Source organism: Myroides albus, from assembly GCF_009711045.1.
Taxonomy (GTDB): Bacteria; Bacteroidota; Bacteroidia; order Flavobacteriales; family Flavobacteriaceae; genus Flavobacterium; species Flavobacterium album_A.
Window position 1 is genome coordinate 1 of sequence record NZ_WMJX01000019.1, and the last position, 26,365, is coordinate 26,365.

General features: G+C 33.4%; 25 protein-coding genes. 16 read left to right on the forward strand and 9 right to left on the reverse strand.

Annotation, left to right across the window (positions count from 1 at the left end; genetic code table 11):
• A partial coding sequence (locus GJV76_RS15720; protein WP_394367067.1) for a hypothetical protein occupies positions 1-388 on the forward strand: 388 nt, incomplete at its 5' end.
• Between the two features lie 24 nt (positions 389-412).
• A complete protein-coding gene (locus tag GJV76_RS09710; RefSeq protein WP_155092419.1) occupies positions 413-1,669 on the forward strand; it encodes a hypothetical protein in 1,257 nt (418 codons plus the stop codon).
• Between the two features lie 164 nt (positions 1,670-1,833).
• Here GJV76_RS09710 and GJV76_RS09715 read toward each other — a convergent pair whose 3' ends face one another.
• Positions 1,834-2,325, reverse strand: coding sequence for a hypothetical protein (locus GJV76_RS09715; RefSeq protein WP_155092420.1), 492 nt, complete (start codon positions 2,323-2,325; stop codon positions 1,834-1,836).
• Positions 2,326-2,648: 323 nt separating this feature from the next.
• Between GJV76_RS09715 and GJV76_RS09720 the strand changes: the two genes are divergently transcribed.
• On the forward strand, positions 2,649-4,151 hold the full coding sequence (locus GJV76_RS09720; RefSeq protein ID WP_155092421.1) for a hypothetical protein: 1,503 nt from the start codon (positions 2,649-2,651) through the stop codon (positions 4,149-4,151).
• Between the two features lie 38 nt (positions 4,152-4,189).
• Here the strand turns inward: GJV76_RS09720 and GJV76_RS09725 are convergent, their stop codons facing one another.
• The 5 genes from GJV76_RS09725 to GJV76_RS09745 all read right to left on the reverse strand — a co-directional run bounded on the left by GJV76_RS09725 (position 4,190) and on the right by GJV76_RS09745 (position 8,264).
• Positions 4,190-4,603: an EamA family transporter gene (locus GJV76_RS09725; RefSeq protein ID WP_155092422.1), complete on the reverse strand. Its 414-nt coding sequence runs from the start codon at positions 4,601-4,603 to the stop codon at positions 4,190-4,192.
• Positions 4,604-4,697: 94 nt separating this feature from the next.
• Positions 4,698-5,645: a metallophosphoesterase gene (locus GJV76_RS09730; RefSeq protein ID WP_155092423.1), complete on the reverse strand. Its 948-nt coding sequence runs from the start codon at positions 5,643-5,645 to the stop codon at positions 4,698-4,700.
• Between the two features lie 243 nt (positions 5,646-5,888).
• Positions 5,889-6,725 (reverse strand): OmpA/MotB family protein, encoded by an 837-nt coding sequence (locus tag GJV76_RS09735; RefSeq protein ID WP_155092424.1) that lies wholly within the window; start codon positions 6,723-6,725, stop codon positions 5,889-5,891.
• A gap of 82 nt (positions 6,726-6,807) precedes the next feature.
• Positions 6,808-7,800, reverse strand: a complete 993-nt coding sequence (locus GJV76_RS09740; RefSeq protein ID WP_155092425.1) for a glycosyltransferase family 2 protein — start codon at positions 7,798-7,800, stop codon at positions 6,808-6,810.
• On the reverse strand, positions 7,797-8,264 hold the full coding sequence (locus tag GJV76_RS09745; RefSeq protein WP_155092426.1) for a type I restriction enzyme HsdR N-terminal domain-containing protein: 468 nt from the start codon (positions 8,262-8,264) through the stop codon (positions 7,797-7,799). The genes GJV76_RS09740 and GJV76_RS09745 overlap by 4 nt, the downstream gene beginning before the upstream one ends.
• 57 nt (positions 8,265-8,321) lie before the next feature.
• Here GJV76_RS09745 and holA point away from each other — a divergent pair, with 57 nt between their 5' ends.
• The 3 genes from holA to GJV76_RS09760 all read left to right on the forward strand — a co-directional run bounded on the left by holA (position 8,322) and on the right by GJV76_RS09760 (position 10,698).
• Positions 8,322-9,326 carry a DNA polymerase III subunit delta gene (gene holA, locus GJV76_RS09750; RefSeq protein ID WP_155092427.1) on the forward strand — a complete coding sequence of 335 codons (1,005 nt, stop codon included), beginning with the start codon at positions 8,322-8,324 and terminating at the stop codon, positions 9,324-9,326.
• An 11-nt stretch (positions 9,327-9,337) separates the two neighbouring features.
• Entirely contained in the window at positions 9,338-9,526 is a 189-nt protein-coding gene (locus GJV76_RS09755) for a CAL67264 family membrane protein (RefSeq protein ID WP_155092428.1), read from the forward strand.
• A 377-nt stretch (positions 9,527-9,903) separates the two neighbouring features.
• Positions 9,904-10,698 carry a YoaK family protein gene (locus tag GJV76_RS09760; RefSeq protein ID WP_155092429.1) on the forward strand — a complete coding sequence of 265 codons (795 nt, stop codon included), beginning with the start codon at positions 9,904-9,906 and terminating at the stop codon, positions 10,696-10,698.
• Positions 10,699-10,800: 102 nt separating this feature from the next.
• Here the strand turns inward: GJV76_RS09760 and GJV76_RS09765 are convergent, their stop codons facing one another.
• Complete coding sequence (locus GJV76_RS09765) at positions 10,801-10,983, reverse strand: hypothetical protein (RefSeq protein ID WP_155092430.1); 183 nt, start codon at positions 10,981-10,983, stop codon at positions 10,801-10,803.
• 295 nt (positions 10,984-11,278) lie between these two features.
• Here GJV76_RS09765 and ettA point away from each other — a divergent pair, with 295 nt between their 5' ends.
• Together ettA and GJV76_RS09775 are read left to right on the forward strand one after the other, a co-directional pair.
• Positions 11,279-12,967 (forward strand): energy-dependent translational throttle protein EttA, encoded by a 1,689-nt coding sequence (gene ettA / locus GJV76_RS09770; protein WP_155092431.1) that lies wholly within the window; start codon positions 11,279-11,281, stop codon positions 12,965-12,967.
• 134 nt (positions 12,968-13,101) lie between these two features.
• Entirely contained in the window at positions 13,102-13,833 is a 732-nt protein-coding gene (locus tag GJV76_RS09775) for an MBL fold metallo-hydrolase (RefSeq protein ID WP_155092432.1), read from the forward strand.
• Between the two features lie 66 nt (positions 13,834-13,899).
• Here the strand turns inward: GJV76_RS09775 and gltS are convergent, their stop codons facing one another.
• Positions 13,900-15,105, reverse strand: coding sequence for a sodium/glutamate symporter (gene gltS, locus GJV76_RS09780; protein WP_155092433.1), 1,206 nt, complete (start codon positions 15,103-15,105; stop codon positions 13,900-13,902).
• A gap of 249 nt (positions 15,106-15,354) precedes the next feature.
• On the opposite strand from gltS, the gene guaA reads away from it, so the two are divergent.
• The 5 genes from guaA (at position 15,355) to GJV76_RS09805 (ending at position 21,524) form a co-directional block, all read left to right on the forward strand.
• Positions 15,355-16,881, forward strand: coding sequence for a glutamine-hydrolyzing GMP synthase (gene guaA, locus GJV76_RS09785; protein WP_155092434.1), 1,527 nt, complete (start codon positions 15,355-15,357; stop codon positions 16,879-16,881).
• A 72-nt stretch (positions 16,882-16,953) separates the two neighbouring features.
• Positions 16,954-18,990 carry a LysM peptidoglycan-binding domain-containing protein gene (locus GJV76_RS09790; protein ID WP_155092435.1) on the forward strand — a complete coding sequence of 679 codons (2,037 nt, stop codon included), beginning with the start codon at positions 16,954-16,956 and terminating at the stop codon, positions 18,988-18,990.
• Positions 18,991-19,218, forward strand: coding sequence for a DUF3820 family protein (locus tag GJV76_RS09795; RefSeq protein WP_155092436.1), 228 nt, complete (start codon positions 18,991-18,993; stop codon positions 19,216-19,218).
• A 303-nt stretch (positions 19,219-19,521) separates the two neighbouring features.
• Positions 19,522-20,829 carry an NAD(P)/FAD-dependent oxidoreductase gene (locus tag GJV76_RS09800; protein WP_155092437.1) on the forward strand — a complete coding sequence of 436 codons (1,308 nt, stop codon included), beginning with the start codon at positions 19,522-19,524 and terminating at the stop codon, positions 20,827-20,829.
• A 404-nt stretch (positions 20,830-21,233) separates the two neighbouring features.
• Positions 21,234-21,524 carry a hypothetical protein gene (locus GJV76_RS09805; RefSeq protein ID WP_155092438.1) on the forward strand — a complete coding sequence of 97 codons (291 nt, stop codon included), beginning with the start codon at positions 21,234-21,236 and terminating at the stop codon, positions 21,522-21,524.
• A 66-nt stretch (positions 21,525-21,590) separates the two neighbouring features.
• Here the strand turns inward: GJV76_RS09805 and GJV76_RS09810 are convergent, their stop codons facing one another.
• Positions 21,591-22,700, reverse strand: coding sequence for a DUF3810 domain-containing protein (locus tag GJV76_RS09810; protein ID WP_155092439.1), 1,110 nt, complete (start codon positions 22,698-22,700; stop codon positions 21,591-21,593).
• Between the two features lie 68 nt (positions 22,701-22,768).
• On the opposite strand from GJV76_RS09810, the gene GJV76_RS09815 reads away from it, so the two are divergent.
• From GJV76_RS09815 to GJV76_RS09825, 3 genes are all read left to right on the forward strand, one after another.
• Positions 22,769-23,032: a (2Fe-2S) ferredoxin domain-containing protein gene (locus tag GJV76_RS09815; protein WP_155092440.1), complete on the forward strand. Its 264-nt coding sequence runs from the start codon at positions 22,769-22,771 to the stop codon at positions 23,030-23,032.
• Between the two features lie 205 nt (positions 23,033-23,237).
• Positions 23,238-24,731 carry a S41 family peptidase gene (locus GJV76_RS09820; protein WP_155092441.1) on the forward strand — a complete coding sequence of 498 codons (1,494 nt, stop codon included), beginning with the start codon at positions 23,238-23,240 and terminating at the stop codon, positions 24,729-24,731.
• 159 nt (positions 24,732-24,890) lie between these two features.
• Positions 24,891-26,363, forward strand: a complete 1,473-nt coding sequence (locus tag GJV76_RS09825) for an aminoacyl-histidine dipeptidase (protein WP_155092442.1) — start codon at positions 24,891-24,893, stop codon at positions 26,361-26,363.
• Positions 26,364-26,365: the final 2 nt, after the last annotated feature.

Consider the following 26,365-nt stretch of genomic DNA (forward strand, 5'->3'; position numbering starts at 1 on the left):
TATCATTGAGAAGTTAAAAGAGCAAACTACTGTAGTAGTGAAAGATGGAGAGGGAGCTGTTAATACTGGAGAGGTAATCAATGGTTTTCAAGTTAAAAAGCTTGTAACTAAGGTTACGGTTGAGGATACTACTTATGGATATGACAGTACTTTCAAGACAGCTATTCCTGTAGGAGATTCTTTTGCACGTTTACTTAAAGCTACAGTTTTAAAAGGTGGTGTTGATGGACAATTAGTTGCTGATTCAGCTACAGAAGTTGTTTTCGACAAGGGTGCAAAAACTTTAAAATTTAGCTTTGGAGTTGGGGAGATGTATACTCCTGTATTTAATGGTGACTACGATGTAATTCTTGAGTTTATCAGTACAGAAGCAGCTCCAACTAAATAATAAAATAATTAAAAAATTGAAAGAATGAAGAAGTATATAATTGCATGTACTGCCTTACTCGGGATGTCCTTTTTAGGACATGCCCAAGTGGGGATAGGTACAAAGAATCCTTCGCCTTCTTCTTTATTGGAGATTACATCTAAAGATGGAAACCAAGGGGTTATTTTACCTCAAGTGGCTTTGACATCTTTGACATCATTTTCTCCACTACTTGAAAGAGATAAGGACGGTCGAGATTTAAAGACAGATCCTAGAAACATTGGACTTATTATCTATAATACAAAGGTAGACGTTGCAAGTAGTTTATCTGCTGGTTTTTACTATTGGACAGGTCTTGAGTGGACGAAAGTTACAGATACTAAAACTTTACATAGTACTATCAAAGAAGAGATAACAAAGGCTATTCCAACTTTACCTGAAGTTAAACCAGGTGATAAAGGAAAGGATCTTTTTGTTACTTTTAATGGAGATACTAAACAGTTTTCTGTAGTTGAGAATGATATAGATGGCAAGCCTACAATTAAACCGATTGACTTTGAGGAGTTAGTTAAGCGTGATGAGACTAAAACTAAGTTTTATAGAAGAAGTGATGCTGCTAACGGAACTAAAGGTGCGTATACTGAGGTAGGAGTTGAACCTGGCGCTACAAAGAATGCAATCATTTATAAGTATGAGTCTGAGGAGGGTGATTTCTTTATTGATATGACACATGATTTGTATCAAACAATTGAGAATAATGAGACAATCCAACATATTATCAACGAAACTGTAAATGAACATTTAAGTCAAGGTGGTAACGTTTATTTCGGGGATCACGATGCAGATGCTAAAACAGCTGAAATCTTATATATTATTAATGATAAAGATGAGAAGCAACCGATTGATATTTCAAGTTCTATCTTGAAAATATTTACTGATAGTAAAGAAGAAATTATCAAGGAGATTCGCGCAAGTATCGGATATGATATTACTGCAAAAGCTGTATTTACAGGTAACAAATACCAAGGTAAAGATATTTACAAATTTGCTGGTACTGTAGGAGTTAAAGCAGGTGATGCTGAAACTGAAGGTATTAGAATGCCAAAAGATGTTGCAGTGATGATAGGTAATGTATTATCTATTAAATTACTGGATGCTAATGGTAATGATTTGGGTATCGGTGTTTGTGACATTGAAGTTGCAGGGGCTAAACTTGAATTTAGTTTAGGAAACGGAATGATGTATAGAACATTCCCTACAAATCAGACTTTTGATGTAATTGTTGAGTTTGTTGAAAACTAAGATTAATTATTCATTTGATTGAATAGTTTTGAATACTAAGAAAACCACTTGTAGATGCAGGTGGTTTTTTTATTTATATAGCAAAAAAAATGCTTTATAATTATAAAGCATAGAGATAAGAATGTATTTCGTATTGTTATTTGTGAGTTTGGCATTGGTCTTAGTTAGGAGAAGCAGTTTGGAATATTCAACTTAGATCTCATTAAATAATTATAATCTTCTTGTATACCTACAAGTGACTTGAATAATTGTAAATTCTCTTGTTTTTCTTTATCCTCTAAGTTGTTTGCCATAGAGATAGATTGCGTTTGCATAATGTACATGGTTGTCAACTGATCTTTTTTGTATTCCTGTAATTCGTGTTCTTCTATTTGACAAGTTTTCTTAAACAGGATAAGGTCTTGCATTTGGTTTAACTTAATGTAATTTTCGGTTTCAAGGATTACCTTCTTAATTTCACAGTAAATGTCCAAGAAGGAAAGCTTTAAGCTTTTGATACTTGAAAGATTGTATGATTCAAGAATACTATTTATCCCAAGTTGTGTGAATGAGTTTGTAGAGATGTAGTAAATCACATCTTGTACAATTTTGTTATAACTTTTCTTCTGGAGTACTTCATTGAAGTAAAATTCTAAGTTAGTGTTAAAGTGCTTCATATTATGCTGTATTGTTTTGATTTAAACAAATATAATTAAAGTTTTTGTGATATATAAATAAATTATTCGTCTTTACGGGAAAGGGTTTTTTAATAATCGTTATGTAAATAAGTACAATATTGATATTATATAATATTATTTTATGTATAATATGCGAATAGTAGTATAATTGGTTAGAAGAAATTAAATGACATAAATAGTCATTTTCTATAATGTTGTTATTAATTACGCTATTTATAGTCTAATTTACTTGTTTTAACTACTTTTGGTATTGATATTTAATAGATTACTTCTGTTTGTTTATAATTTGATTGTATGTGATTATGGTAGATATAGAAACATATATTAGAAATTCATTCTCCTTAGAAATGAAGACTAAGTTCTCAATTGATGAGAATGAAAAGTTTAGTGAGTTTGATATTAATTCATGGATTTTTATTCCAAATAGCTTAGATATAAATTCTTCTACATATTCTAAGAATCAATTTTATTCAGATGTGAAGTCAAAAGTGAGGTTTATCACGCCGATTTATCGATTGGAGGAGATTGTCAACAAAGGTGCTATACCGTATAATAATCTTCGAGCTGCAATGCTTGCGTTATGTCAAACGTTAGATATTGAAAAGAAGGAAGGTAATCTTTACGAGTATGAGTTTCAGTTGAAAATGTTTATGGCTATCTTTAGAAGTGCTATACGGGACTTTATTAGTGAAGTAAAACAAGCTAACGATCTTAATCTTATGAAAGAGAAAGTTCAGTTGTTTATTGATAGCATTGAAGAAATTCGCACAAAATTTCGTCAACTAAGAGATATTATCTCCTATAGACAAGAAGAAGAACAAGTTTATAACTATTTTAATTTTAGCGATGAGTTTTTATCATATGCTATACTTCAGCATTCATTTTTATTGCTTAATTACTTAGAAGCGAGTTTTAAAAACCAGTTCTCTGACCTTATAATTTATCTAAAGGATTTAATCCTTACAGAGAAGGAGTATATGGCTAAGAATGGCTATGTTGACTTAATACAGGGTGATAAAGAGAATAATCAGAAAGTTATTTATAGGCATTTGATGCTTAATAAGTACATAGAATCCGATTTAATACTAAACTCCACAAAGAAGAGAGATGGTGATGGGGTATTAGTTCAGCAAATTTACTATAGTTTGGCTGCAGGAACATCGATGATATTTGCTACTATTGTTGCTTTTTCTTTCCAGCAGAAATACGGGAATTTTACTATGCCTTTGTTTGTAGCGTTGGTTATATCTTATATTCTAAAGGACAGGATAAAGGAGTTAATGCGCTTTTATTTTGCAGGTAAGCTTGGTGGAAAGTACTTTGATCACAAAACGGCAATTAGTATCAAGGATGAGAAAGTGGGATGGATCAAAGAGGCTGTTGACTTTATAACGGACGATAAGGTACCTGAGGAGGTATTGAATATACGCAGTCGTTCGGCTCTCTTGGAAGTTGAAAATAAGATACACAACGAAAAAATTATCCTGTATAGAAAGAAAGTAAGGTTGGATAATATAAATGCAATGAAAGAAGAAACGTATTCTTTTGAAGGAATCAATGACATTGTGAATTTTAATATAACTCGTATTGCCCAACGTATGGATAATCCTCATATTACGGGTTATACATTAAGTGAGCTTAGTTCAAAAGGTCAAGTAGAAATGGTCTTAGCGGATAAAGTCTACTATCTTAATGTGATTGTACAGTTTAAGAACCTGGATCAGGTTGCTTATAGAAGGTTTAGAATGTTAGTGCAGCGAACAGGTATTCAGAAAATTGAAGAACTACCTATTGAAGTTGATTGAAAATCCTGTTTAATAGAATGAGTTGTTATCTTAAGATACTATAGAATTAATACAAGTGCTCCAGCAAAAATGAGTGTGCCTCCAAGTATTGTTTTTAGATCCATTGGTTCTTTTAAGAAAATAAAAGAGATAATCATGACAAATACAATGCTTAATTTATCTATTGGAGCGACCTTTGAAACTTCTCCTGTTTCTAATGCTTTGAAGTAGAATATCCACGATAACCCTGTGGCTAATCCAGAGGCGATTAAGAAGTATAAGTTTTGTTTGGATAATTCTTTAAAGCTTTTGAGTTCAGTTGTAAATAATACAATACCCCAGGCAAGAAAGAGAACCACTGTAGTTCGAATTGCGGTTGCAATATTGCCATTGACTCCCTTTACACCTAATTTAGATAATATAGCCGTTAAGGCAGCAAAAATAGCAGATAATAAAGCATAGTACTTCCACATAAGAATGTTTTTAAGTGGTAAAGTTAGTTTATAGTAGAGAATTAGAAAAAAGAAAAGATGCTAAATATAGAAGTATAGCATCTTTGTCTCTTTTTTACTTTATGTAATTAATTTGTTTTGAATCTAATTTTTGTTCTCCACTATATCTGTAGCAAACTAAACTGCCTTCTTTAGCTACGCTGTAATCTAAGCAACAGCTATTTTCACTTAGTATTCTCGCTCGTTGGTTTGCTTGTAATTTCATCCAATAATGACCAAAGAAAACGGGCTTATCTTCTTTGCTGTAAAAGTTAATCTTCGAGCTGTCAAAATCATCTGCAGGCAGATCTCTAATTGGTAATGCACTTATAGCTTGATAGGTTGATTCGGCAGGTATTTGCCACCATTTAATTCGAAATTCAGTTCTTAGAACTCCGTCTTTATCAATAAAAGTTTGGTTTTTAGGGAGGGTAATTTCTTTTCCCTTTAATGTTTCATATACAGCTTTGTGTAACTCGGTGCCTTCTAAGCTTGATTCTTCAAGTAGGTCTGTAGTAAGGCAATTATTTGTCAGTTGGCTTTTAAGATATTCTATGTTTTCTGTATCCCAACAAGCGTGTACAGCTCGGAAAGAATCATTCTCATAAAAGAGTGGTAGAGTCTTGAACCAATCTATATACATTTTATACAATTGTGGATATTGCATAAAGGCAGCCATAGTGATTGCGTGTTGATTAAAGTTCTTTTTGCTGTGTTCTCGTAGATATGTACCTTGTGAAGATAACGTATTGTAGCAAATAGCATTGTACTCGTGATTTCCCATTAATGCAATGGCATTGCCGCTCTCTACCATATTCTTTACTATTTCTAATACTTCTACCACATTAACTCCTCGATCTATATAATCTCCTAAAAAGAGAACTTTTCTTTCAGGATGTTGATAGGTGTTGTTTTTTATTGAATATCCAAGAGCGGATAGGAGTTTTTTTAAATCGTTGCTATGTCCATGTATATCTCCAATTATATCGAAGTTATTAAAGTTTTGAGGAATAGAATTATTCATGTTGCAATATTTGATTTTGGTATGTTATATTCTAAATTTAGTGAAATTTATAATACAAAGAATGATTTTATAGAAAAAACCTATGCATTGAGCATATTTGGGAGAGAGGTAATTTTTAAATGCAATAGCATGCAGTTGATTAATAAGCTAAAAGTTAAAGGTCAATAGCTTTTATCTTAATCAGTACTTGGTAGTTTGTTGTAAAATAAAAAAACCACCTTTAAAAGGTGGTTTAGTTAAGATTTATTGTTTAGCTAAATCTTTCATTTCTTTCTCGATCATATCATAGAATTGATCAATTTTCGGTAATAGAACAATTCTTGTTCTTCTATTTCTTGCTTTGTTATCGTTTGAATCGTTCTCTACTAGAGGTTGGTATTCTCCACGTCCAGCAGCAACTAATCTTTCAGGTGCGATATTAAAGTCTTTTTGTAAAACTTGAACAATAGAAGCAGCACGCTTAACACTCAAGTCCCAGTTGTCACGCATATTAGCGTTCTTAATTGGCACATTATCAGTGTGTCCTTCTACCATTACTTCGAACTCAGGTTTGCTTTGTGCGATTTTAGCTACTTTTGCCAAAACGTTTTTAGCATTTGTATTTACATCCCAACTTGCTGTTTTGAATAATAATTTATCCGCAATTGAAATATAAACAACTCCTTTTTCTACGTTCACTTGGATATCTGGATCATCAAATCCAACTTCTTTCTTAACACTTCTAACTAATGCTAATGTCACAGAATCTTTTTTCGTGATAGCATCTTGTAAACGAGAGATTTTAAGATCTTTCTCTTTTAAACTCTCTAATGATTTTTCAAGATTTTCTGCTCCTTTAGAAGATAACATTGTCAAGTTACCAACATTGCTAATTAAGTCAGATGTATTCTTTTTTAAATAATCTACTTGGTTAGCTAAAGCTTGTTTTTCAGCAATAGTTGAATTTAACTTAACTGTACAAGTATTTAACAAATCTTGTATTTCTTTGTTCTTAGCTTCTAAATCTGCGATTTTTTGTTGTGTACCACAAGAAGTTAAACCTAAAGCAACAACAGATAAACCTAAAATTACTTTTTTCATAATTAAACTGATTGAATTTCGTACCAAATATATCAAATTGTATGCAATTATTGATATAACGCTCAGTTAATTTGCATTAAAATTATTTAATATACTTTTTTCTATTAGAAATAAAATACTGCCAAACAATTGATGAAACTTGGTAATATGATTTAATAGGGGAGTTAGCACGTTTGTGTTTAAATTGACTGATTCGCTTGTAAAACGCAAAGTGCGAGCGTACTATGGCAAAACAATGCTTTGGTTTTAGGCTTAGGAAATAGCGAATACCTGCAATTCCGTCTAAACAAAGTCGCAAAAATAAAGTTGTAAACTTACACCTTGAGGGTAAATTCTTGTACATCATTAAAAGCGAATTTCGAAAGTTTAGATATGTTTTTTGGGGATTCTGATAACTTAATGTAGCACCTCCAACGTGATAAACTGTAGAATTTCCACAATATTTGATGATATATCCCACATGATGTGCACGCCAACATAAGTCAATTTCTTCTTGGTGAGCAAAAAAGTCTTCGTCGAAACCGTTCAATTCTTTGTAGATACTATTTCTAATAAAAAAACAGGCTCCTGATGCCCAAAATATTTCTATTTCGTCATCGTATTGTCCTTTGTCTTCTTCTATGGTGTCAAATATTCTTCCTCTGCAGTAAGGGAAACCATATTTGTCAATAAAACCTCCAGCAGCACCTGCATATTCAAAGTGAGTTTTGTTTTTAAAATCTAATATTTTAGGTTGAATTATCGCTACCGTAGGCTGCTGATCAAAGATTCTTTCAATTGGATCAAGCCAATTTTCGGTTACTTCTATATCAGAGTTTACAAGTGCGAGATAAGGTTCACTAATGCTTTTTAAGCCTTGATTATAACCTTTTGCGTATCCTCCATTGTCCAAATTTTCAATGATATTAATTTGAGGGAATTCTTTCTGGATTAAAGAAAGGGAATTATCTGAAGACTTATTATCTATGACGTAGATATTAGCTTGATTAGAATAGGCGATAATCGAAGGTAAGAATTGTTTCAACAGTTTCTCTCCATTCCAATTCAATATAGCTATAGCAAATTTTTTATTCATTGTTGTTCTTTATTACTAATGCGTTGGTAGCTCGGCAATGTTTTTAAAAATACGTATCTCATCTCATCATAATCCATTTGACAATAATAGTGGTTTAAACCATTTGTCACAAAAAGGTAATTTGCTCTAAGTTGAAAATTATATCTAGCAATTTGATCAAAAGTGTCTTGGGTAATATTTACTTCAGGTGCTTTACATTCGATTAGCACATCTATTGTTCCATTGGGTTTAAAGATTGCTATATCGTATCTCTTATTCATTCCATTGATTTTGACTACTTTCTCAACGCTAATTAACGAGGTAGGATAGTTTTTCTCAATGATTAAAAAATGAATAACATGTTGTCGAACCCATTCTTCAGGAGTGAGTAGAACAAACTTTTTACGGATAACATCAAATATTGCTAGCTTATTTTCACTATTTTTGAGGCGTAAATCAAAGCTAGGGAAATTTAGTTTTTGCATAAAGCAAATATATTTTTTCTTTAGCTATTGTACAATTAAAAAAGCGACCATAGTATTTTGGATGAAGTTAACGAGATAATAAAGAATATTAAGAATAAAAACATTGCTCCTATTTATTTTTTAATGGGGGAAGAGCCTTTTTATATAGACGTTATTGCAGACTATATTGAAGATAATGTATTGACTGAAGATGAGAAGGGGTTTAATCAAATGGTTTTGTATGGTAGAGATGTTTCTATACAAGAGATAATTTCCAATGCTAAACGCTTTCCTTTAATGGCAGAAAGACAGGTTGTGATTGTAAAAGAAGCACAAGACTTGGCTCGAACAATTGACCAGTTAGAAAGTTATGCTGTTAACTTGCAGCCTTCAACTGTATTGGTCTTTTGTTACAAGTATAAAACCTTAGACAAGAGAAAGAAAGTATACAAAGCGCTTGAGAACTCAGGTGTTTTATTTGATAGTAAAAAACTAAAGGAATATCAAATCGAGGGATGGATAAAGAAAGCACTTACTGCAAAAGGATATGCTATCGAGCCTAAAGCATCTACAATGTTGGTTGAGTTCTTAGGTACAGATCTCTCTAAAATCTCAAATGAACTTAATAAACTTGCCTTAATTCTTCCAAAAGGCAGTACAATTACTGATGATATTGTAGAGAAGAATATAGGAATAAGTAAAGACTTTAATAACTTTGAACTCATCAAAGCAATCGTGGAGAGAAATCAAGTTAAAGCTTATAAAATAGCTGATTACTTTGCTCAGAACCCTAAAAACAATCCAATTGTTTTAACTATGGGGTTAGTTTATGCTTATTTTTCTAAACTTTTACTGTATCATGGACTAAAGGATAAATCTCCTTCTAATGTTATGAAGCAACTAAAGGTGAGTCAATATGCGATAAAGGATTATGAGGCAGGGTTTAGGATTTATCCAATGAAAAGAGTAAGTGGAATGATTGGGCACTTGAAGGATATTGATTTAAAAAGTAAAGGAGTTGGAGCAAATGCTTTATCTCAGGGAGATTTACTTAAAGAAATGTTGGTTAAAATATTTAATTAAATATAGAAATTATGGCATATAAATTAGACAAGAACAAAATATTGGGTTATGCTACCTTGATCATGATCGCGATGGGAGCCCTTTTAATTTGTTTAGGCGCATTTAAGTATTCTGAAATTGCGGGATGGGGATTTACTGCCGTGGGTATTGGATTCCTTGCTATTGCATGGGTGTTTAATGCACTGAAAGGAAGAGTATAAGTTTGATAATAAAGAAGGGAAGCAATTGCTTCCCTTCTTTATTATCATACAATTACGAGTAAGGTTATACAGAAATACTGATTAATAGTCAGTATTTTTTGTTTCCTTTACTATTTTCCTGACTGTCTGTTTCTTAATCATTGCTACATTAGATTTCCAGTCTCTTTCCATTTTACAGAAAATCCATTCTTTATTGCAAATCATAGATGTTCAATGTTGTGTTGGCTTTTCAAATTCTATGAGGTATAGTGCTGCGGAGTGTATTTTGATGTGTATTCTACAATAGTTAATATAAATCCCTTCCAATAGCCTATATATTTGTAATTCTCTTTAATTTTGTTATATTATAATTCTGAGAAAGAGTAATTTATAAGATCATGTTATCACATAGGGGGAAAGGGAGAAGTTTTGGCCAAAATCTGCGTTTAGCGGTATTATTGTCTTTTGTAGGAGGAATTGTTAACGTTTGTGGATTTTTGGCATTAAAGTTAATGACAACCAACGTGACAGGCTATTTATCTAATTTTGCGCAAGAGTTCTTGTCTTTTAATAGAACAGCTATTTTGAAGTCTGTTTTGTTGTTGGTATCATTCTTTTTAGGTTCATTTATTTCTCACGTAATTCTTCAAGTACAAAAGTTGTTGTGGAACAAAGTATACTTCACTGTTCCTTTGATTCTTGAGGCAATTCTGTTAGGAGGAGTTGCTTATCTCGAAGGAGATATTCTTTCTCAATACCCTATGAAGATTGCTTATGTACTATTATTTGCCATGGGACTTCAGAATTCACTGGTGACATTTATTTCTAAGGCAGTAGTGAGAACTACACATATCACTGGAATAGTAACTGATTTAGGAATTGAAACAGCAAGATTGATTTTCTATAGTAAGAATACAGCCGTACGACGTGTATTGTTTTCTCATATCGGTTTAAAGGTTGCAATTGTCTTTTCTTTCGGATTAGGGGGGATTATTGCAGCCTATTGTTTTCAGTATTTACATCTGCGTACTTTGTATATTGGGATGGGAGTAATTTTACTGACTACAGTGTACGATTTTCTTATGGTAAAGATGATATTGGTATTAGAAGAAGGAAGGCATCTTGTGGATTGGAGTAAACGAGCTGTGATGAAAGATCACAGGCTTCACCGTATTTTAAGGAGAAGGCGATAACACTTGTTTTTTGGCCTTCTGTAAATCGCTAAGAAAAGGATAAAAAAAAATCTTGTAATTAATTTTACTCACATAAAAATTAATTACAAGATTCTGATGACCTTAGATTCCAATGTGTAATTCGTATTCATCGTCTGATTTATCTTCTAAATCATAAATAGAATTAGCTGGTGAAATAGCGCTACATGTAGAGCACACATAAGCATCAATTGATGGGTCATAGTAGTGATTTTCGTGATTGTTTTCACACGGTTCACTTTTTGCAAAAAATAAATGTTCAGACATAATTGTGAGTTTTAAATTATGTATACAATATAGTGATAAAAAAGTGGCGAAACAAGAGGTTTAACTTGTGTTTTGTTTTAAATTTTTGTTAAAAACAACTCATAATGGAGTGATTATGTGTTTTGGAGTTGCTTTTTGTCAATGCTAAATAATCTTAATTGTAGCGAAGTGAGATTTGGACACTTTGGTTCGGGTAAAAAAAGTTTCTTAATCTCCTTAATTAATGCTATTTTTGGCTCATTCGCTATAGAGTGTTTATAGCTTAGTAATCAATAAATTCAATATATTTTACTTTATGTCAGACGATAAAAAGGTAATTTTTTCGATGTCGAAGGTGAGTAAAACTTACTCATCGACAAACAAGACTGTATTAAAAGATATTTATTTAAGCTTTTTCTACGGGGCTAAAATTGGTATTTTAGGTCTTAATGGTTCAGGTAAATCTTCCTTGTTAAAGATTATTGCTGGAGTAGATAAGAACTATCAGGGAGATGTGGTTTTCGCACCTGGGTATACCGTAGGGTATTTAGAGCAAGAGCCGCAGTTAGATGAAACAAAGACTGTGATTGAAATCGTGAGAGAAGGTGCAGCTGAGACTGTGGCTATCTTAGATGAGTTCAACAAGATTAATGATATGTTTGGTCTTCCAGAAGTGTATGAAGATGCTGATAAGATGCAGAAACTGATGGATAGACAGGCCGAGCTACAAGATAAGATTGATGCTGTAGGAGGATGGGAGTTAGATACTAAACTGGCTATTGCGATGGACGCTTTGCGTACACCTGAGCCTGATACGCCTATTAATATTCTTTCGGGAGGAGAGCGTCGTAGAGTAGCTCTATGTCGTTTATTGTTACAGAATCCAGATGTGTTGTTGTTAGATGAGCCAACCAACCACTTAGATGCAGAGTCAGTGCATTGGTTAGAGCAACACTTACAACAATATGCAGGTACAGTAATCGCTGTAACCCACGACCGTTATTTCTTAGACAATGTAGCTGGTTGGATTCTTGAATTAGATAGAGGAGAAGGTATTCCATGGAAAGGAAACTATTCATCTTGGTTAGATCAAAAAGCAAAGCGTTTAGAACAAGAGGAAAAAGTGGCTTCGAAACGCCGTAAGAACTTAGAGCGTGAGCTTGATTGGGTACGTCAGGGGGCTAAAGGTCGTCAGACAAAACAAAAAGCAAGGTTACAGAACTACGATAAGTTGTTAAACGAAGATCAAAAAGAACTTGAAGAGAAATTAGAGATTTACATACCTAATGGACCTCGTTTAGGAACAAATGTAATCGAAGCAAAAGGTGTAGCTAAAGCTTTTGGCGATAAGTTATTATATGATAATCTTAACTTTACTTTACCTCAAGCAGGTATTGTTGGTATTATCGGGCCAAATGGTGCTGGTAAGTCTACTATCTTCCGTATGATCATGGGAGAGCAACAGCCAGATGCTGGTACGTTTGCTATCGGAGATACGGTTAAAATTGCTTATGTAGACCAATCTCACTCTAATATAGACCCAGAGAAATCTATTTGGGAGAACTTCTGTGATGGTCAAGAGTTGATCATGATGGGAGGGCGTCAAGTAAACTCTCGTGCTTATTTGAGTAGATTTAACTTTGGTGGTTCTGATCAGAATAAAAAGGTAGCTACTTTATCAGGAGGGGAGCGCAACCGTCTTCACTTAGCTATGACGTTAAAAGAAGAAGGGAATGTACTGTTGCTGGATGAGCCTACGAATGATTTAGATGTTAATACATTGCGTGCTTTGGAGGAAGGTTTGGAGAATTTCGCAGGATGTGCTGTGGTTATTTCCCACGACCGTTGGTTCTTAGACCGTATTTGTACGCATATCTTAGCTTTTGAAGGAGATTCTCAAGTGTACTTCTTTGAAGGGTCTTTCTCTGACTACGAAGAGAATCGCAAGAAGCGCTTAGGAGATGTTGCTCCAACGCGTCTGAAGTATAAAAAATTAGTTCGCTAATCAAAATAGTTAAAGCCTAATTAGATATCTAATTAGGCTTTTTTTAGCAAAAGCGATTTTTAAACGTGTACTTGCAATAGGGATTTATAAGGATGCAGTTTATTTATCTGCGTTAACATAAAAATAGAATACTAATGAATATAGATGTATTGCATATCAATGCCAAGTCAGCCGAGGGAGAACCGGCTATTTTTAACCCTGTAGTAGTTGGGTTTTCGGATGGTACTTCTTATCTGATAGACTGTGGATTTACGTATAATTTTTCAGAGTTCAAACAAGAGTTGAGAAACTTGGGGTTAATGATAGCGGATTTAAAGGGGATCATTATTTCGCATGATGATATAGACCATTTGGAAGGACTTCACTGTTTTAAGAAAGAATATATCGATTTAGAAGTGATAAGCAGTGTGGAAGAAGCAGATTCTGTTTCAGGAAGGGTTGATGCTGAGCGTTTAGTACAAGTTAGAGAGAGCTTGAATCACATTCCAGAAGAAATGAAACAATGGGTAAATAACTTTATTGTTGAATTAGAAGCAGTAAAGCGATTTGAGGTGACGAGTACCTTAGTAGATGGGCAGTTTTTTAAGGATACGCTACAGGTAATAGCAACTCCTGGACATACTAAAGGGCATCTTTCGTTCTTTGATATTGAAACACGTACATTAATTGCGTCTGATGCAATAGTAGTTGAAGACGGTGAGTTTAATATTGCAAACCCACAATTCACACTTGATTTACCAGCAGCTTTAGCTTCTGTTAGAAAATTGAAAGAATTAAATCCAGAGCGTATTATATGTTTTCACGGCGGTATGGTGGAAGAAGATATTGAAGGAAAATTAAGTAGGCTTATCGAAAAGTTTGAATAGCAATTAACAAAAAGAATAAAGGCGACTGATTTCAATCAGTCGCCTTTATTTTTATACTATTTCTTCTTATAAGAATGTGATGAATACATTTAAAATTAACGCGTTCAATATATCAATAAAGAAAGCTCCTACCATAGGTATAATTAAGAAAGCCTTATAGGAAGGTCCAAATCGATTCGTTACGGCTTGGATGTTTGCAACAGCAGTTGCAGTTGCTCCAAGTCCAAAACCACAATGACCAGCACTTAATACAATGGCGTCGTAATCTTTTCCCATGACTCTGTAGGTGATGTAGTAAGCAAATAACCACATCATTGTCACTTGGACTAATAGGATAAATAAAATAGGTAATGCTAAATCGATAATTAACCAAAGCTTTAGCGACATCAATGCACATGCAAGGAAAATAGAAAGGCCTACGTTACCTAATATATCAACAGGTTCATTGTTTATCTCTAATTTAAACATGTGTGCTAAAAGGTTGCGAATAATCACGCCAATAAACAAACACCAAACGAATGTAGGTAGCTTAAAGCTGTATTGAGCATTCCAGTCAGAAAGTGCATTTCCAAGAACTAAACAAACAGCGATAAGAGTTACGGTTAACATTACTGATCTATAGGTAACTTTCTCAGTAGGAAAGGCCTTGTCCGTCATTTCGTGTGTGTCTTCTCTGTGTCTAATTTCCTCAGGACTTAGTTCCTCTTTATTGTTTTTCTTTAATAATCTGTAAGCTAATGGACCTCCAATAGTTCCTCCGAAAATTAAACCAAAAGTAGCACATGCCATTCCAATTTCTTCAGCACCTAACAATGGTTTGCCACTTGCCATAAAATCTTTTGCCCAGCCAATTGCCGTTCCATGACCACCTGTAAGTGTAATAGAGCCAGCTATCAACCCGAATCGAGGATCTAAACCAAGTAATGTGGCTAAGGCTGTTCCTAAACCATTTTGAAAAATAATAAAAACAGCAGCTACAACTAAGAAGACGATTAAGGCTTTACCTCCTTTGATTAATTTTGCAAAGTCAGCATTTAAACCAATTGTAGCAAAGAACACGTACATCATAGATTCTTGAAGCTCTTTGTGGTAAGTAAATTCTATCTTGAAAATAGCAAAGATCGCCCAGCTAATTAAAGCAATTAAAAATCCCCCTACTACAGGCTCTGGAATATTATATTTAGTAAAAAAGTTTATTCTGTGTACGATAAAACGGCCTAAAAGTAAAACAAGACAGGCAAGCATTAAGGTTTCGTATATACCAAATTCCATAAAAAAGTAATTTATTATTGTGGATACAGACTATGTTTATATCAAAGACTGCTCCACAAATATAAATAAACAAGTTTCTAATCAAAGAAATAATAGGTGTATTTTACATAGTTGCTAAAAGTTTAGTATCTATAGTTACAAATTGGTAATAGATGAGAGTTTTGTTTGGTGGAATATGAGTGAGTAGAAGTCTATATAAAAAAAGTAATGAAAGTTTTTGTGATACGTGTTAAATAACTATTTTTGCGCATGCAACACAATGTACTTATTTTAGATTTTGGATCGCAATATACTCAGTTAATTGCGCGAAGAGTTCGAGAATTAAATATTTTCTGCGAAATCTTACCTTATAATGATTTACCAGCAGATTTAACAGAATATAAAGCTGTTATTTTATCTGGTAGTCCTTTCTCTGTACGCTCAGAAGAAGCGTTACATCCAGATTTGTCAAATATTAAAGGAAAAATGCCTTTATTAGCTGTTTGTTATGGAGCACAGTATTTAGCTCATTTCTTTGGTGGTGAAGTAGCACCTTCAGATACCCGAGAATATGGAAGAGCGAACTTGGACTTTATAGCAAATGATAGTTTCTTGAAGGATATTCCTCAGAATAGCCAGGTGTGGATGAGTCATAGTGATACAATTAAAGTATTACCTACCAATGCAGTTTTATTAGCAAGCACTAAAGATGTAAAAAATGCTGCTTATAAAATTGAAGGAGAGGATACTTATGCTATACAGTTTCATCCTGAAGTATACCACTCTACAGATGGAGCTCAGTTACTTAAAAATTTCTTAGTTGATATCGCAGGAGTTAAGCAAGACTTTACACCAAGTGCTTTTGTTGAAGAAACAATTGAAGACTTAAGAAATAAAGTAGGTAGCGAAAAGGTAGTTTTGGCATTGTCAGGAGGTGTAGACTCTACTGTAGCTGCTGTATTATTGAACAAAGCTATCGGAGAGAACTTATACTGTATCTTCGTAAATAATGGACTATTGCGTAAAAACGAGTTCCAAAATGTATTAAACCAATACAACGGAATGGGCTTGAACGTAAAAGGAGTAGATGCTACAGATAGGTTTATGGATGCATTAGCAGGATTAGATGATCCAGAGCAAAAGCGAAAAGCAATCGGTCGTGTATTTATCGAGGTATTTGATGATGAAGCTAAGTTGATAGAAGATGCTACTTTCTTAGGTCAAGGGACAATTTATCCAGACGTAATTGAGTCTATCTCTGTGAAAGGACCTTCTGCTACAATTAAATCACATCACAACGTAGGAGGGTTACCTGACTTTATGAAATTAAAGATTGTGGAGCCTCTTAGAATGTTGTTTAAAGATGAGGTTCGCAGAGTAGGAGCTTCATTAGGTATTGATCCTGAATTATTAGGAAGACACCCTTTCCCAGGTCCTGGATTAGCGATTCGTATTTTGGGAGATATAACGCAAGAAAAAGTTCGTTTATTGCAAGAAGTAGATGCTATCTTTATCAATGGACTAAAAGAGCATGGGTTATATGACAAAGTATGGCAAGCAGGAGCTATTCTTTTACCTGTTAATAGTGTAGGAGTGATGGGAGATGAACGTACTTATGAAAAAGTGGTAGCTCTTAGAGCTGTTGCTTCTACAGATGGTATGACAGCTGATTGGGTACATTTGCCTTATGAGTTTTTAATGGAGATTTCAAATAAAATTATCAATAAAGTTAAAGGGGTTAATAGAGTTGTATATGATATAAGCTCAAAACCACCTGCAACAATTGAATGGGAATAATTTAGATTATATCAATAAGTCGCTGTACCTTTGGTACAGCGACTTTTCGTTTATTTTAAAAAAAATTGCAAGATGAGAAAGAACTTTATCGCTGCATTAGCAGCATTTATGATATCATTTACTATGAGTGCACAAGACAGTTCATTTGTGCAATATAGAGTTGTAAAAGGTGATACTGTAAGTAAAATAGCCAGAGAATACAGTATTTCTGTAAAGGATATTTTAACTTATAATCCCGATGCAAAGAATGGTATCAAAGAAGGAGGTTTTATACTTATCCCAACCAAAGAATTTTTAAATAACGATAATCAGTCGTCAAAACTTATTGCTAATTCAACTTCAAAATCAACGCAAGATTATGAAGATAAAACGCATTATGTTCAACCTAAAGAGACATTGTACGGTATTAGCAAAATGTATAAAGTGACCGTAGATCAACTTTATCAGTGGAATCCAACTCTAAAACAGGAGGGACTGAAAGCTGAAAGTATTATTGTGGTTGGTCGTCAAAGACAGATTGCTCGTGCAAAAGATGTAACAGGTAGAGATAAGTCAACCCCTAATTACAACGGTAAGTTGATGTCATCTTCTGCTGATACGATTAAAGATATCTCTAATATTTATTACAAATACATCGATGTTGAACCACAGTCTACCTTATATGGTTTAGCTGTTTTATACAATACGACAATTCAACGCTTAATGGAGCTGAATCCAGAGTTAAAAGATGGCTTAAAAAGTGGTCAGAAGATCAAAGTACCTGCATTTGGATTTAAAGATGAGGTAATTGAGGTAACACCTATCGCGCCACAAGGAGGTGAAGTGCCAGAGTATATAACGATAAAAGTTAAACCAAAGCAAACGCTATACAGTATTTCTCGCGAATACGACTTATCTATTACAGAGCTTGTAGAATTGAATAAAGAATTATTGAGTTCTGGGTTGCAGGTAGGTATGGAGCTAAAGGTGCCAAATGTAGCAGGTATTGTTCAAGATGTGGAAGAAGAAGGTAAGGAGGATGTTGTCTTTGCTGGAGAGTTTGCAAATCTTGAAGAATCACTCTATGTTAAACAAAGTAAAGAGATTGCTTTGTTATTGCCTTTTAACATAAGTCGATTAGGTGAGAGTGTAGAGGGGAAATTGTCGTCTGATAATTTCTTGAATATGACGTTAGACTTTTATTTAGGTGCTAAGTTGGCTATTGAAAAAATAGAGGATTTAGGATTGCCTTTAACTGTAAATGTGTATGATTCAAATGAGAGTAAGAACTCATCTGCAATACTTGATTTAATTAAAGCAAAAAGCTTTGCTAATACAGATGTAATTATTGGGCCTTTCTTTCAGACTAATGTAGAGCAAACCGTTCAGAATTTACCTAATAAGGATATTGTCGTAGTTTCGCCTCTATCGAATGAAAAGTTAATTGCTTCTGATCAGTTAATTCAAACAATGCCTTATGCAGATGTATTGAAAAAAGAATTGTTGGATTATTTCATCAAACAGCCAGATGTGAAACTAACTGTTATTGTTGACCCAAAACGCACTTCTACCAAAGAATTTATGACTAAGTATTACAGTCATGTAAAAACGATTAATACAAGTGCATTGAATGATATTGACAAGACTTTAGTGTCAGGTAAGAACAATGTGTTTGTTTTAGATTCTGGAAGTATTGAATCAGCAAGTTTGTTGGTGAATAAATTGAAAAGACGAGTAAAAGATTTTAATATTCAGATTGCTACCCTTGACAAAGGTGAAGTGTTTGAGAATAGTGAAATTGATATCCAGAGTCTAATAGATTTAAAATATACTTATCCTTCTGTTACTCGCGATAGTAACAATTCGTTAGAGGAATCTAATTTTCAGAATCTCTATAAAGAAAAGTATAATGTACTGCCAAGTAGATTTGCGACAAGAGGGTATGATGTCATGTACGATGTGATTATGAGATCATTCCAAAAAGGTGGATTCAAAAGCACATTCAAGTATAAAACGCATGTAAACGAGAATAAGTTTGAATATAGTAAAAATCCAGAAGGAGGGATCCGCAATACGGGAGTTTATTTGTTGCAGTATACAGAAGACTTAACAGTTAAACAATTGCAATAAATGCTCGACAATCAAAAGTACTTAGTTGAACTTGCTCATGCTAAAATGCCCTTTGGTAAATATGAAGGGAAGTATTTAATCGATTTACCTGAATATTATATTGTGTGGTATCACAATAAGGGGTTTCCGAAAGGAAAGTTAGGAGAGCAAATGGCATTGATTTACGAGTTAAAGCTCAATGGTCTGGAGATGTTATTAAAAAATATCCGCAGTAACTATAAAAAATAAAGAACTACTTTTTAAGTAGTTTTTTTTTATACTATCAAGACTGTCAAATAATTGCTGTGATAGTCTTATTTTAGTTTTAAAAAGGATTGATTTTTTTTAAATAATTAGTAATAATAAGGTGTTTTTTGCTTTTTTAGATTAATTATTTAGTTACACTTGTTTGATTTGTCAAATTGCTAAAAAACGACTTAAAAAACTACTTAGTTGTTATTTTATGATAGCACGAGTAATATGTTTGAAAGCTTTATAAACTAAAAAAGACAAGAATTAATTGTAAATTTGCACTGTAAAAATCGATTGATTATGATGAATATTCCTACTTCAAGCCAACCACGTGTGGTTATTATTGGTGGTGGTTTTGGAGGACTTTCGCTCGCTAAAAAATTGAAAAATAAGAATTTTCAAGTAGTCTTATTAGACAAGCACAATTATCATACTTTTCAACCGCTATTGTATCAAGTAGCAACAGGAGGTCTTGAGTCAGGATCTATTGCTTATCCAATACGAAAAGTGGTACAGAAGTTAGATGAAATTTATTTCCGATTAGCTGAAGTAGAACGCATTGATACAGTTAATAAGAAAGTGATTGCGGATATAGGAACAATATTTTATGACTATGTTGTAATTGCTACAGGTTCTAAAACTAACTTCTTTGGAAATGAGGAGATCAAGAACAATAGTATGGCGATGAAAACGATTCCTCAATCATTGAATATTCGCAGTTTAGTGTTGGAGAATTTTGAATCTGCTTTATTGACAAACGATATTAATGAGCAAAAAGCATTAATGAATTTTGTTATTGTTGGGGCTGGACCTACAGGTGTAGAGTTAGCTGGTGCATTAGCAGAGATGAAGAAACACGTCTTGCCTAAAGATTATCCTGATTTAGATTTTAGAAAAATGACTATTAACGTTATTCAAGGGGCAGGAAAAGTTTTGGATGCTATGTCAGATAAATCTTCTAAAGCTGCTGAGAAATTTTTAGATAAGTTAGGAGTGAATGTTTGGCTGAATGAGATAGTTGTCGGCTATGATGGAAAGACTGTCAAGACTAAATCTGGTAAAGAATTTCAAGCAGAAACAGTTATTTGGACAGCTGGGGTAATGGGAGCACCTGTAGAAGGATTTGATGCTACAGTTATCCAAAGAGGTAATCGTATCAAGGTTAATGAGTTTAATCAAGTAGAAGGTTTTACGGATGTATTTGCAATCGGTGATGTCGCTACAATGATGACAGAAAAAACACCAATGGGGCATCCGATGATGGCTCAACCTGCTATACAACAGGGTGATTTGTTAGCAAAGAACTTAGAGCGCTTGAAAGAGAAGAAACCGCTAAAGCCATTTGTGTATAATGATAAAGGGTCTATGGCTACAATAGGTAGAAATAAAGCTGTTGTAGATTTACCTAAATTTCACTTTAACGGGTTTTTTGCTTGGTTCGTGTGGATGTTTGTTCACTTGATGTCATTGATTGGATTTAGAAATAAATTGGTTGTATTCTGGAACTGGTTGTATAACTATTTAATGTTCGATAGACAAGCGAGGTTAATTGTCAGACCTTATAAGAAGAAAAATTCAGAGAGTTTTGACAATAATTTAGCTAAGTAAATAATATAAATAAGGATATCTAAACAATAGGTATCCTTTTTTTGTGCACATAATCTTGCTTACTACACTCAATTATTTTCTTATTAGCAGTTTTGCGAAGTCGGATATAGCTATTAAAAGTTGATGTCAATGGAATAACAGTGTTTTGATATGGATAGAGATGCGAAGTAGTCAATTGATAGTATCAATTGAAGTAGCAAAGTAACAAGCTGTAATTTAATGTCTATTTCAAGTACTGCTAAAGCTCAAAGATAAAGTTAGTCCTACATCAAGTGTTTCTTCTTTAGATCATAGTCAATTAGGAATCAGTACTATTTTGGTCGCACTTTCTTGAGGTATCCTTGCGGTTTGCTGGGGGTGTCCTTGCTAAAACACCCCTTGCGGGCAGTAAAACTGCAAGAAAGGTGCAAGAAAGACCTAACAAACCACTGTTTTATTTTGTGTTCAGTGGATTTACATTTAATGCGAAAGTTGTATCGTCAACAGGGATGAATGAAGTTTTATTGAAAATATCCTTCGGTAGCAGACAAGTTTATATATCGTCGAATAGCTATATAGTGGTATTAAGTGCTTGTTTTGCCATGCGATTTTTAGGTATAATCTATGGTGTTAGTATCCGAAATACAACTGCTTGTAGCGGATTGAAGATTTTGGTTGACTATAAGACTTGTAATATTGCATTGTGTATAGTATAAGGGACTATCTTACATTTAGATTGTCGATTCAGTGCGATGCTTCATTGTAGTCATAAGAATAGATGTCTATAAGGAAGTTGATTTTACTTCTGAATTATCAGTTTTATAAAGGGGTGTTTTTTTATCGTAGTTTATTAATAGTGCAAGAAATTTACTGTACGAACGCAGCCCTTCTTTTTGATTATTTGCTTTTAAGAATAGATGATAGAAGTTTTTGAAAATTTCGTCTGTAAAGTTTTTGTGTTGTTGCCAAAATACCGTATTCTCATTTACATTGACAAGTACACCAGAGGATATTCTCTGTACTATTGATTCGAAAGATGCACTGTTTGTTTTATGTAGTTCACTTAAACAAAATCTCAAAGCAAAGATATTTGCGGCATATTGGTAGATTAGCTCGTCTTGCTTGGAAGTAGCGAGAAATCCAATAAAGTTTGCATCAGATTCTCTTGCGTAGCCCATTTGGTGTGAGATTTCGTGTGATGCGGTTACAATCATGGTAAGCTTTGGTATTTTGTTGTTTACTTGAGCTTCAATAGTGAAAGGATTTATATATCCACCAAAACCAGCGTATGTCAATGGAATGCTGTATAGTGAAGAATTGATACTCGTATCATAGAAATCAAACAACTTTGTATCTATAGCTACTTTTTCCAATCCGTATTTAGAGTTTTCATATATTTCTTTGATGTCTTGGTTGTTAATTACTGCAACAGTACTGTCTTTTGTTATTTGCAACTGTTGTGCATTTACTGTGTTGATGATCTTATGGCTTAGTTTGATAAGGTCTTCTTCTGTATAGGTAATTGCAATATCGAGTTGATTTTGTAGGGGGATACGGTAATTATTTAACCCCCACATTAGATTGAAAGCGAGGTAGAAAATCACATAGCACTTAGTTGCCAAAAGAATAAATAAGTAAGCTTTATTTCTTATACTCGTGTTCGCTTTAATTGTTTTAATGATTTTAAGTAATAAGTAGATGCCTAAAACAAAATAAAGTAGATCTCCGATAGAAAAGGGGATTGCAGATGTCATTTTATTCAACAGCTTGCTGTAGGATAAGTAAAAACCTTCAGAATAGTATTTCTCGACAACTGCTGTATTTTGAGTGAAAAAGTAAAACACAATTTTACTGATGATATACAAGAGCACCCAAAAACTTAATTTTTTCATATTATTTGATATATTGTAATTTAGAATAAATAAAAATAAATATATTTGTTCTATAAATCTGTAGTTAGATGAGTAAAGTTAAGAAAGGAGAGAATACAATCTTTATTTGTGAAGGAAAAAAATGTTGTAGGTATAATGAGGAAACGAAAAGTTGTTTCAAAGAGTTAATTGAGGAGAAAGGGTTAGAAGGAGGATATTCTATCTGTAAGATGAAGTGTCAGGGGATGTGTAAAAAAGCTCCTGTTGTGTATCTATCGGCTCATGATAAGTACAAAAAAGAGGTCTGTAAGAAAAAGGCCAAGAAAATATTTGAAAAATATATTGAGATTTAAATTTTCTTTTTCATCGTTAATAGAAGGCGAGCTTAGATTTTAAGCTTGCTTTTTTTGTTGATTGAATTGTCGGGGTATTCGCTAAAAAGAGAATATATATTTTTATATTTGTTTATTACTTCTGCTATGCTTTAAAATATTCAGGATTTGTAATCGTTATGATAAAATAAGTATTGCAGGAGCAATCAAAAAGGAAGTTGTTTTCATGATAAAGAAATATTTGTTATTAACTTCGTGTTTATTGACTCAGTTTTTAGTTTATGGTCAAAAGAAATACGAAGAATTAACTAAAGAAGATTATCTTAAAGATTTTGATGTGTTAGTTGATGTTATAAAACAACAACACCCCAATCCCTATCGTTTTATAAGTGAACAAGATTTTAATTCTTCAGTTAAAAAGTTGAGAAGTGAGTTAGAGAAAGACGCAAGTTATTCTAAATTTTTACTGTCAAACCCTTTACCGTTGATAAAAGATGCTCATTCTGGGTTAAGTACTGACTTAATGGTGTTTGAAGATTTTTCGAAAACGGCTACTTTTTTCCCTTTTAGCACAGTTGTTTTTAATGAGAAGGTATTTGTTAATCAGTTTAACAAGTATATTCCTGCCGGAGCAATTATCGAAAAGGTAAATGGCAAGTCAGCAAAAGAATTATTGGACAATATTAGAATAAGCTCTGATGGATTAATCGATGTGGTAAATGCCAAAGACTTTTCGCTTTATGTTTCATTAATGTACAATGGGATAGAGGAATATAGGATTGAATATAGAGAAAATCTGGAGGATGATGAGTTAAAGGAGATTACTGTAAATTCAGTTAACTACGCAAGGAGTTATTATAATTCACAGAAATCGATATTTCCCATTGATCTCATTAGCTATTCATACGGAATATTTGGTCAAGAGATTAATAGTGAAACTTATGTATTGACGATTAAAACATTTGGTTTTTCTGAGGAGTATGCCTATCATAAATTGAGTACTTTCTTTGAGCAATTACAATCCAAAGGTGTCAAGAATTTAATTATTGATATACGAGGTAATGGAGGTGGTTTACTCAGTAATATTCCGCTGTATTACTCTTTTATATCTAAGGATAAAATGTTTAAGAATACATACCGCTATGCAACTAAGGTTCTCGATATCAAAGTAAGAGAGAATTTAGTGGATAGCAATGGTCGTCAATTTTCTGAAATGGATATCAAGAACATGGATAACTTCATGTATCAACGTTATGATGAAGTAGAAGGGGAGGATTACTATTATGGAAATAATAGGTTAGATGAATCTTACGTGGAGAACTACCCTCGAGATAGAAAGGCCTTTGATGGTAAAGTGTATCTATTGATAGATAATAATACTGTTTCTGCTGCTACTTATTTTGCATCTTTGTTTAAGGAAAATGACAGGGGAGTGATAGTGGGGCAAGAAACGCGAACTTGTAGTAATTTTACAACTGCTTCTTGGTTTATCAACTATAAGTTGCCCAATACCCAAACAATAGTTGATTTGCCGCGTTCAGAAGTTTTCTTCAATGATAAAATTGAGAAAAGTAAAGGTTGTAGAGGTGTTATTCCTGATTATCAGATAACGGAAGATCAGTTTTACGAAGGATTGTTAGAAATGGAAGATCCAGAATTGAAATTCGTTTTGAAGTTAATTCAAAAGGAAAGTGAATTGATAGGAAGTGTAAAGAAATAATAAAAATAAAAGTTCGCTGTATAGTGAGCTTTTGTTTTTAATACTATTTTTGAGTTCTTTCCTGTTTAAGGAATATTAAAGTATTAGATGTATACTATATATTAATTTAGAAATCCCTAAATTTGAAGAAATATAATTTGAATAAGAACAACTAATAATATGAGTCAAGAAGTAAGAAATTTAGAACCAAAACAACTTTGGAATAAGTTTGCTGATCTTAATGCAGTACCTCGTCCTTCTAAGAAAGAAGAAAGAGTGATTGAGTTTATGATGAACTTTGGTAAAAGTTTAGGATTACCTACTATCAAAGATGAGGTAGGAAATGTGATCATCAAAAAACCTGCAACTGCAGGTATGGAGAATAGAAAGACAATTGTGATGCAATCGCATTTGGATATGGTTCACCAAAAAAATAACGATACTGTTTTTGATTTCGATACTCAAGGTATTGAAATGTATATAGATGAAGATTGGGTACGTGCAAAAGGAACTACTTTAGGAGCTGATAATGGTTTGGGAGTAGCAACTATTATGGCAATTTTAGAGAGTACAGATATTCCTCATCCTGCTATTGAAGCTTTATTTACGATAGATGAGGAGACTGGAATGACTGGTGCAAAAGGTTTAAAAGGAGGTTTGTTAGAAGGAGAGATTCTTTTGAATCTTGATACAGAAGAAGATGATGAAATTGATATCGGATGTGCTGGTGGTGTAGATGTAACAGCTTCAGCAGAATATGATGAAGAAGATACGCCGGAAGGGTCTGTAGGATATCGCATCACAGTTAAAGGTCTGAAAGGTGGACATTCAGGTATGGATATTCACAAAGGACTTGGTAATGCGAATAAGATTATGAACCGTTTGTTGTTCGATTCTTTTGACAATTTCGGACTGCAGATTTCGAAGATAAAAGGAGGAAGTTTGCGAAATGCTATTCCTCGTGAAAGTGTTGCAGATGTTATTATAGCAGGGGTTTACGATGAGGCTTTTGTATATGATATGAACCTTGTAGTAGATGAGATCAAAGCAGAACTTCACACAGTAGATCCTGATTTTACAGTTGAGTTCGAGAAGTTATCAGCAGAGGATATGCCTAAGAAAGTGATGCCTTCTATGGCGCAGTATTTCTTTGTGCGTTCTATGTATACTGCTCATAATGGTGTTTATAGAATGAGTCCTGATTTTGAAGGTTTAGTAGAGGCTTCAAATAATATTGCAAAAGTAGATTTAGCAGATGGGAAATTAGTAGTTAAATGCTTGACGAGATCTTCTGTAGAGTCTTCGAAATTAGATGTTGCTAATAGCTTAAGAGCTGCATTTGAGTTAATGGGATGTGAGGTAGAGTTTTCTGGGTCTTACCCAGGATGGAGCCCTAATCCAGATTCTGAAATACTTGACATCATGGTGGATATTTATGAGAAACAAAATGGAAGTAAGCCAGATGTTGTAGCGTGTCACGCAGGATTAGAATGTGGTATCTTGGGAACTCATTACCCGGAAATGGACATGATCTCTTTTGGTCCTACAATTAGAGGAGCTCACTCTCCTGTAGAAAGAGCGAGTATTTCTTCAGTACAGAAATATTGGAAATTTGTTTTAGAGATTCTAACTAAAATTCCTGAAAAGAAATAATA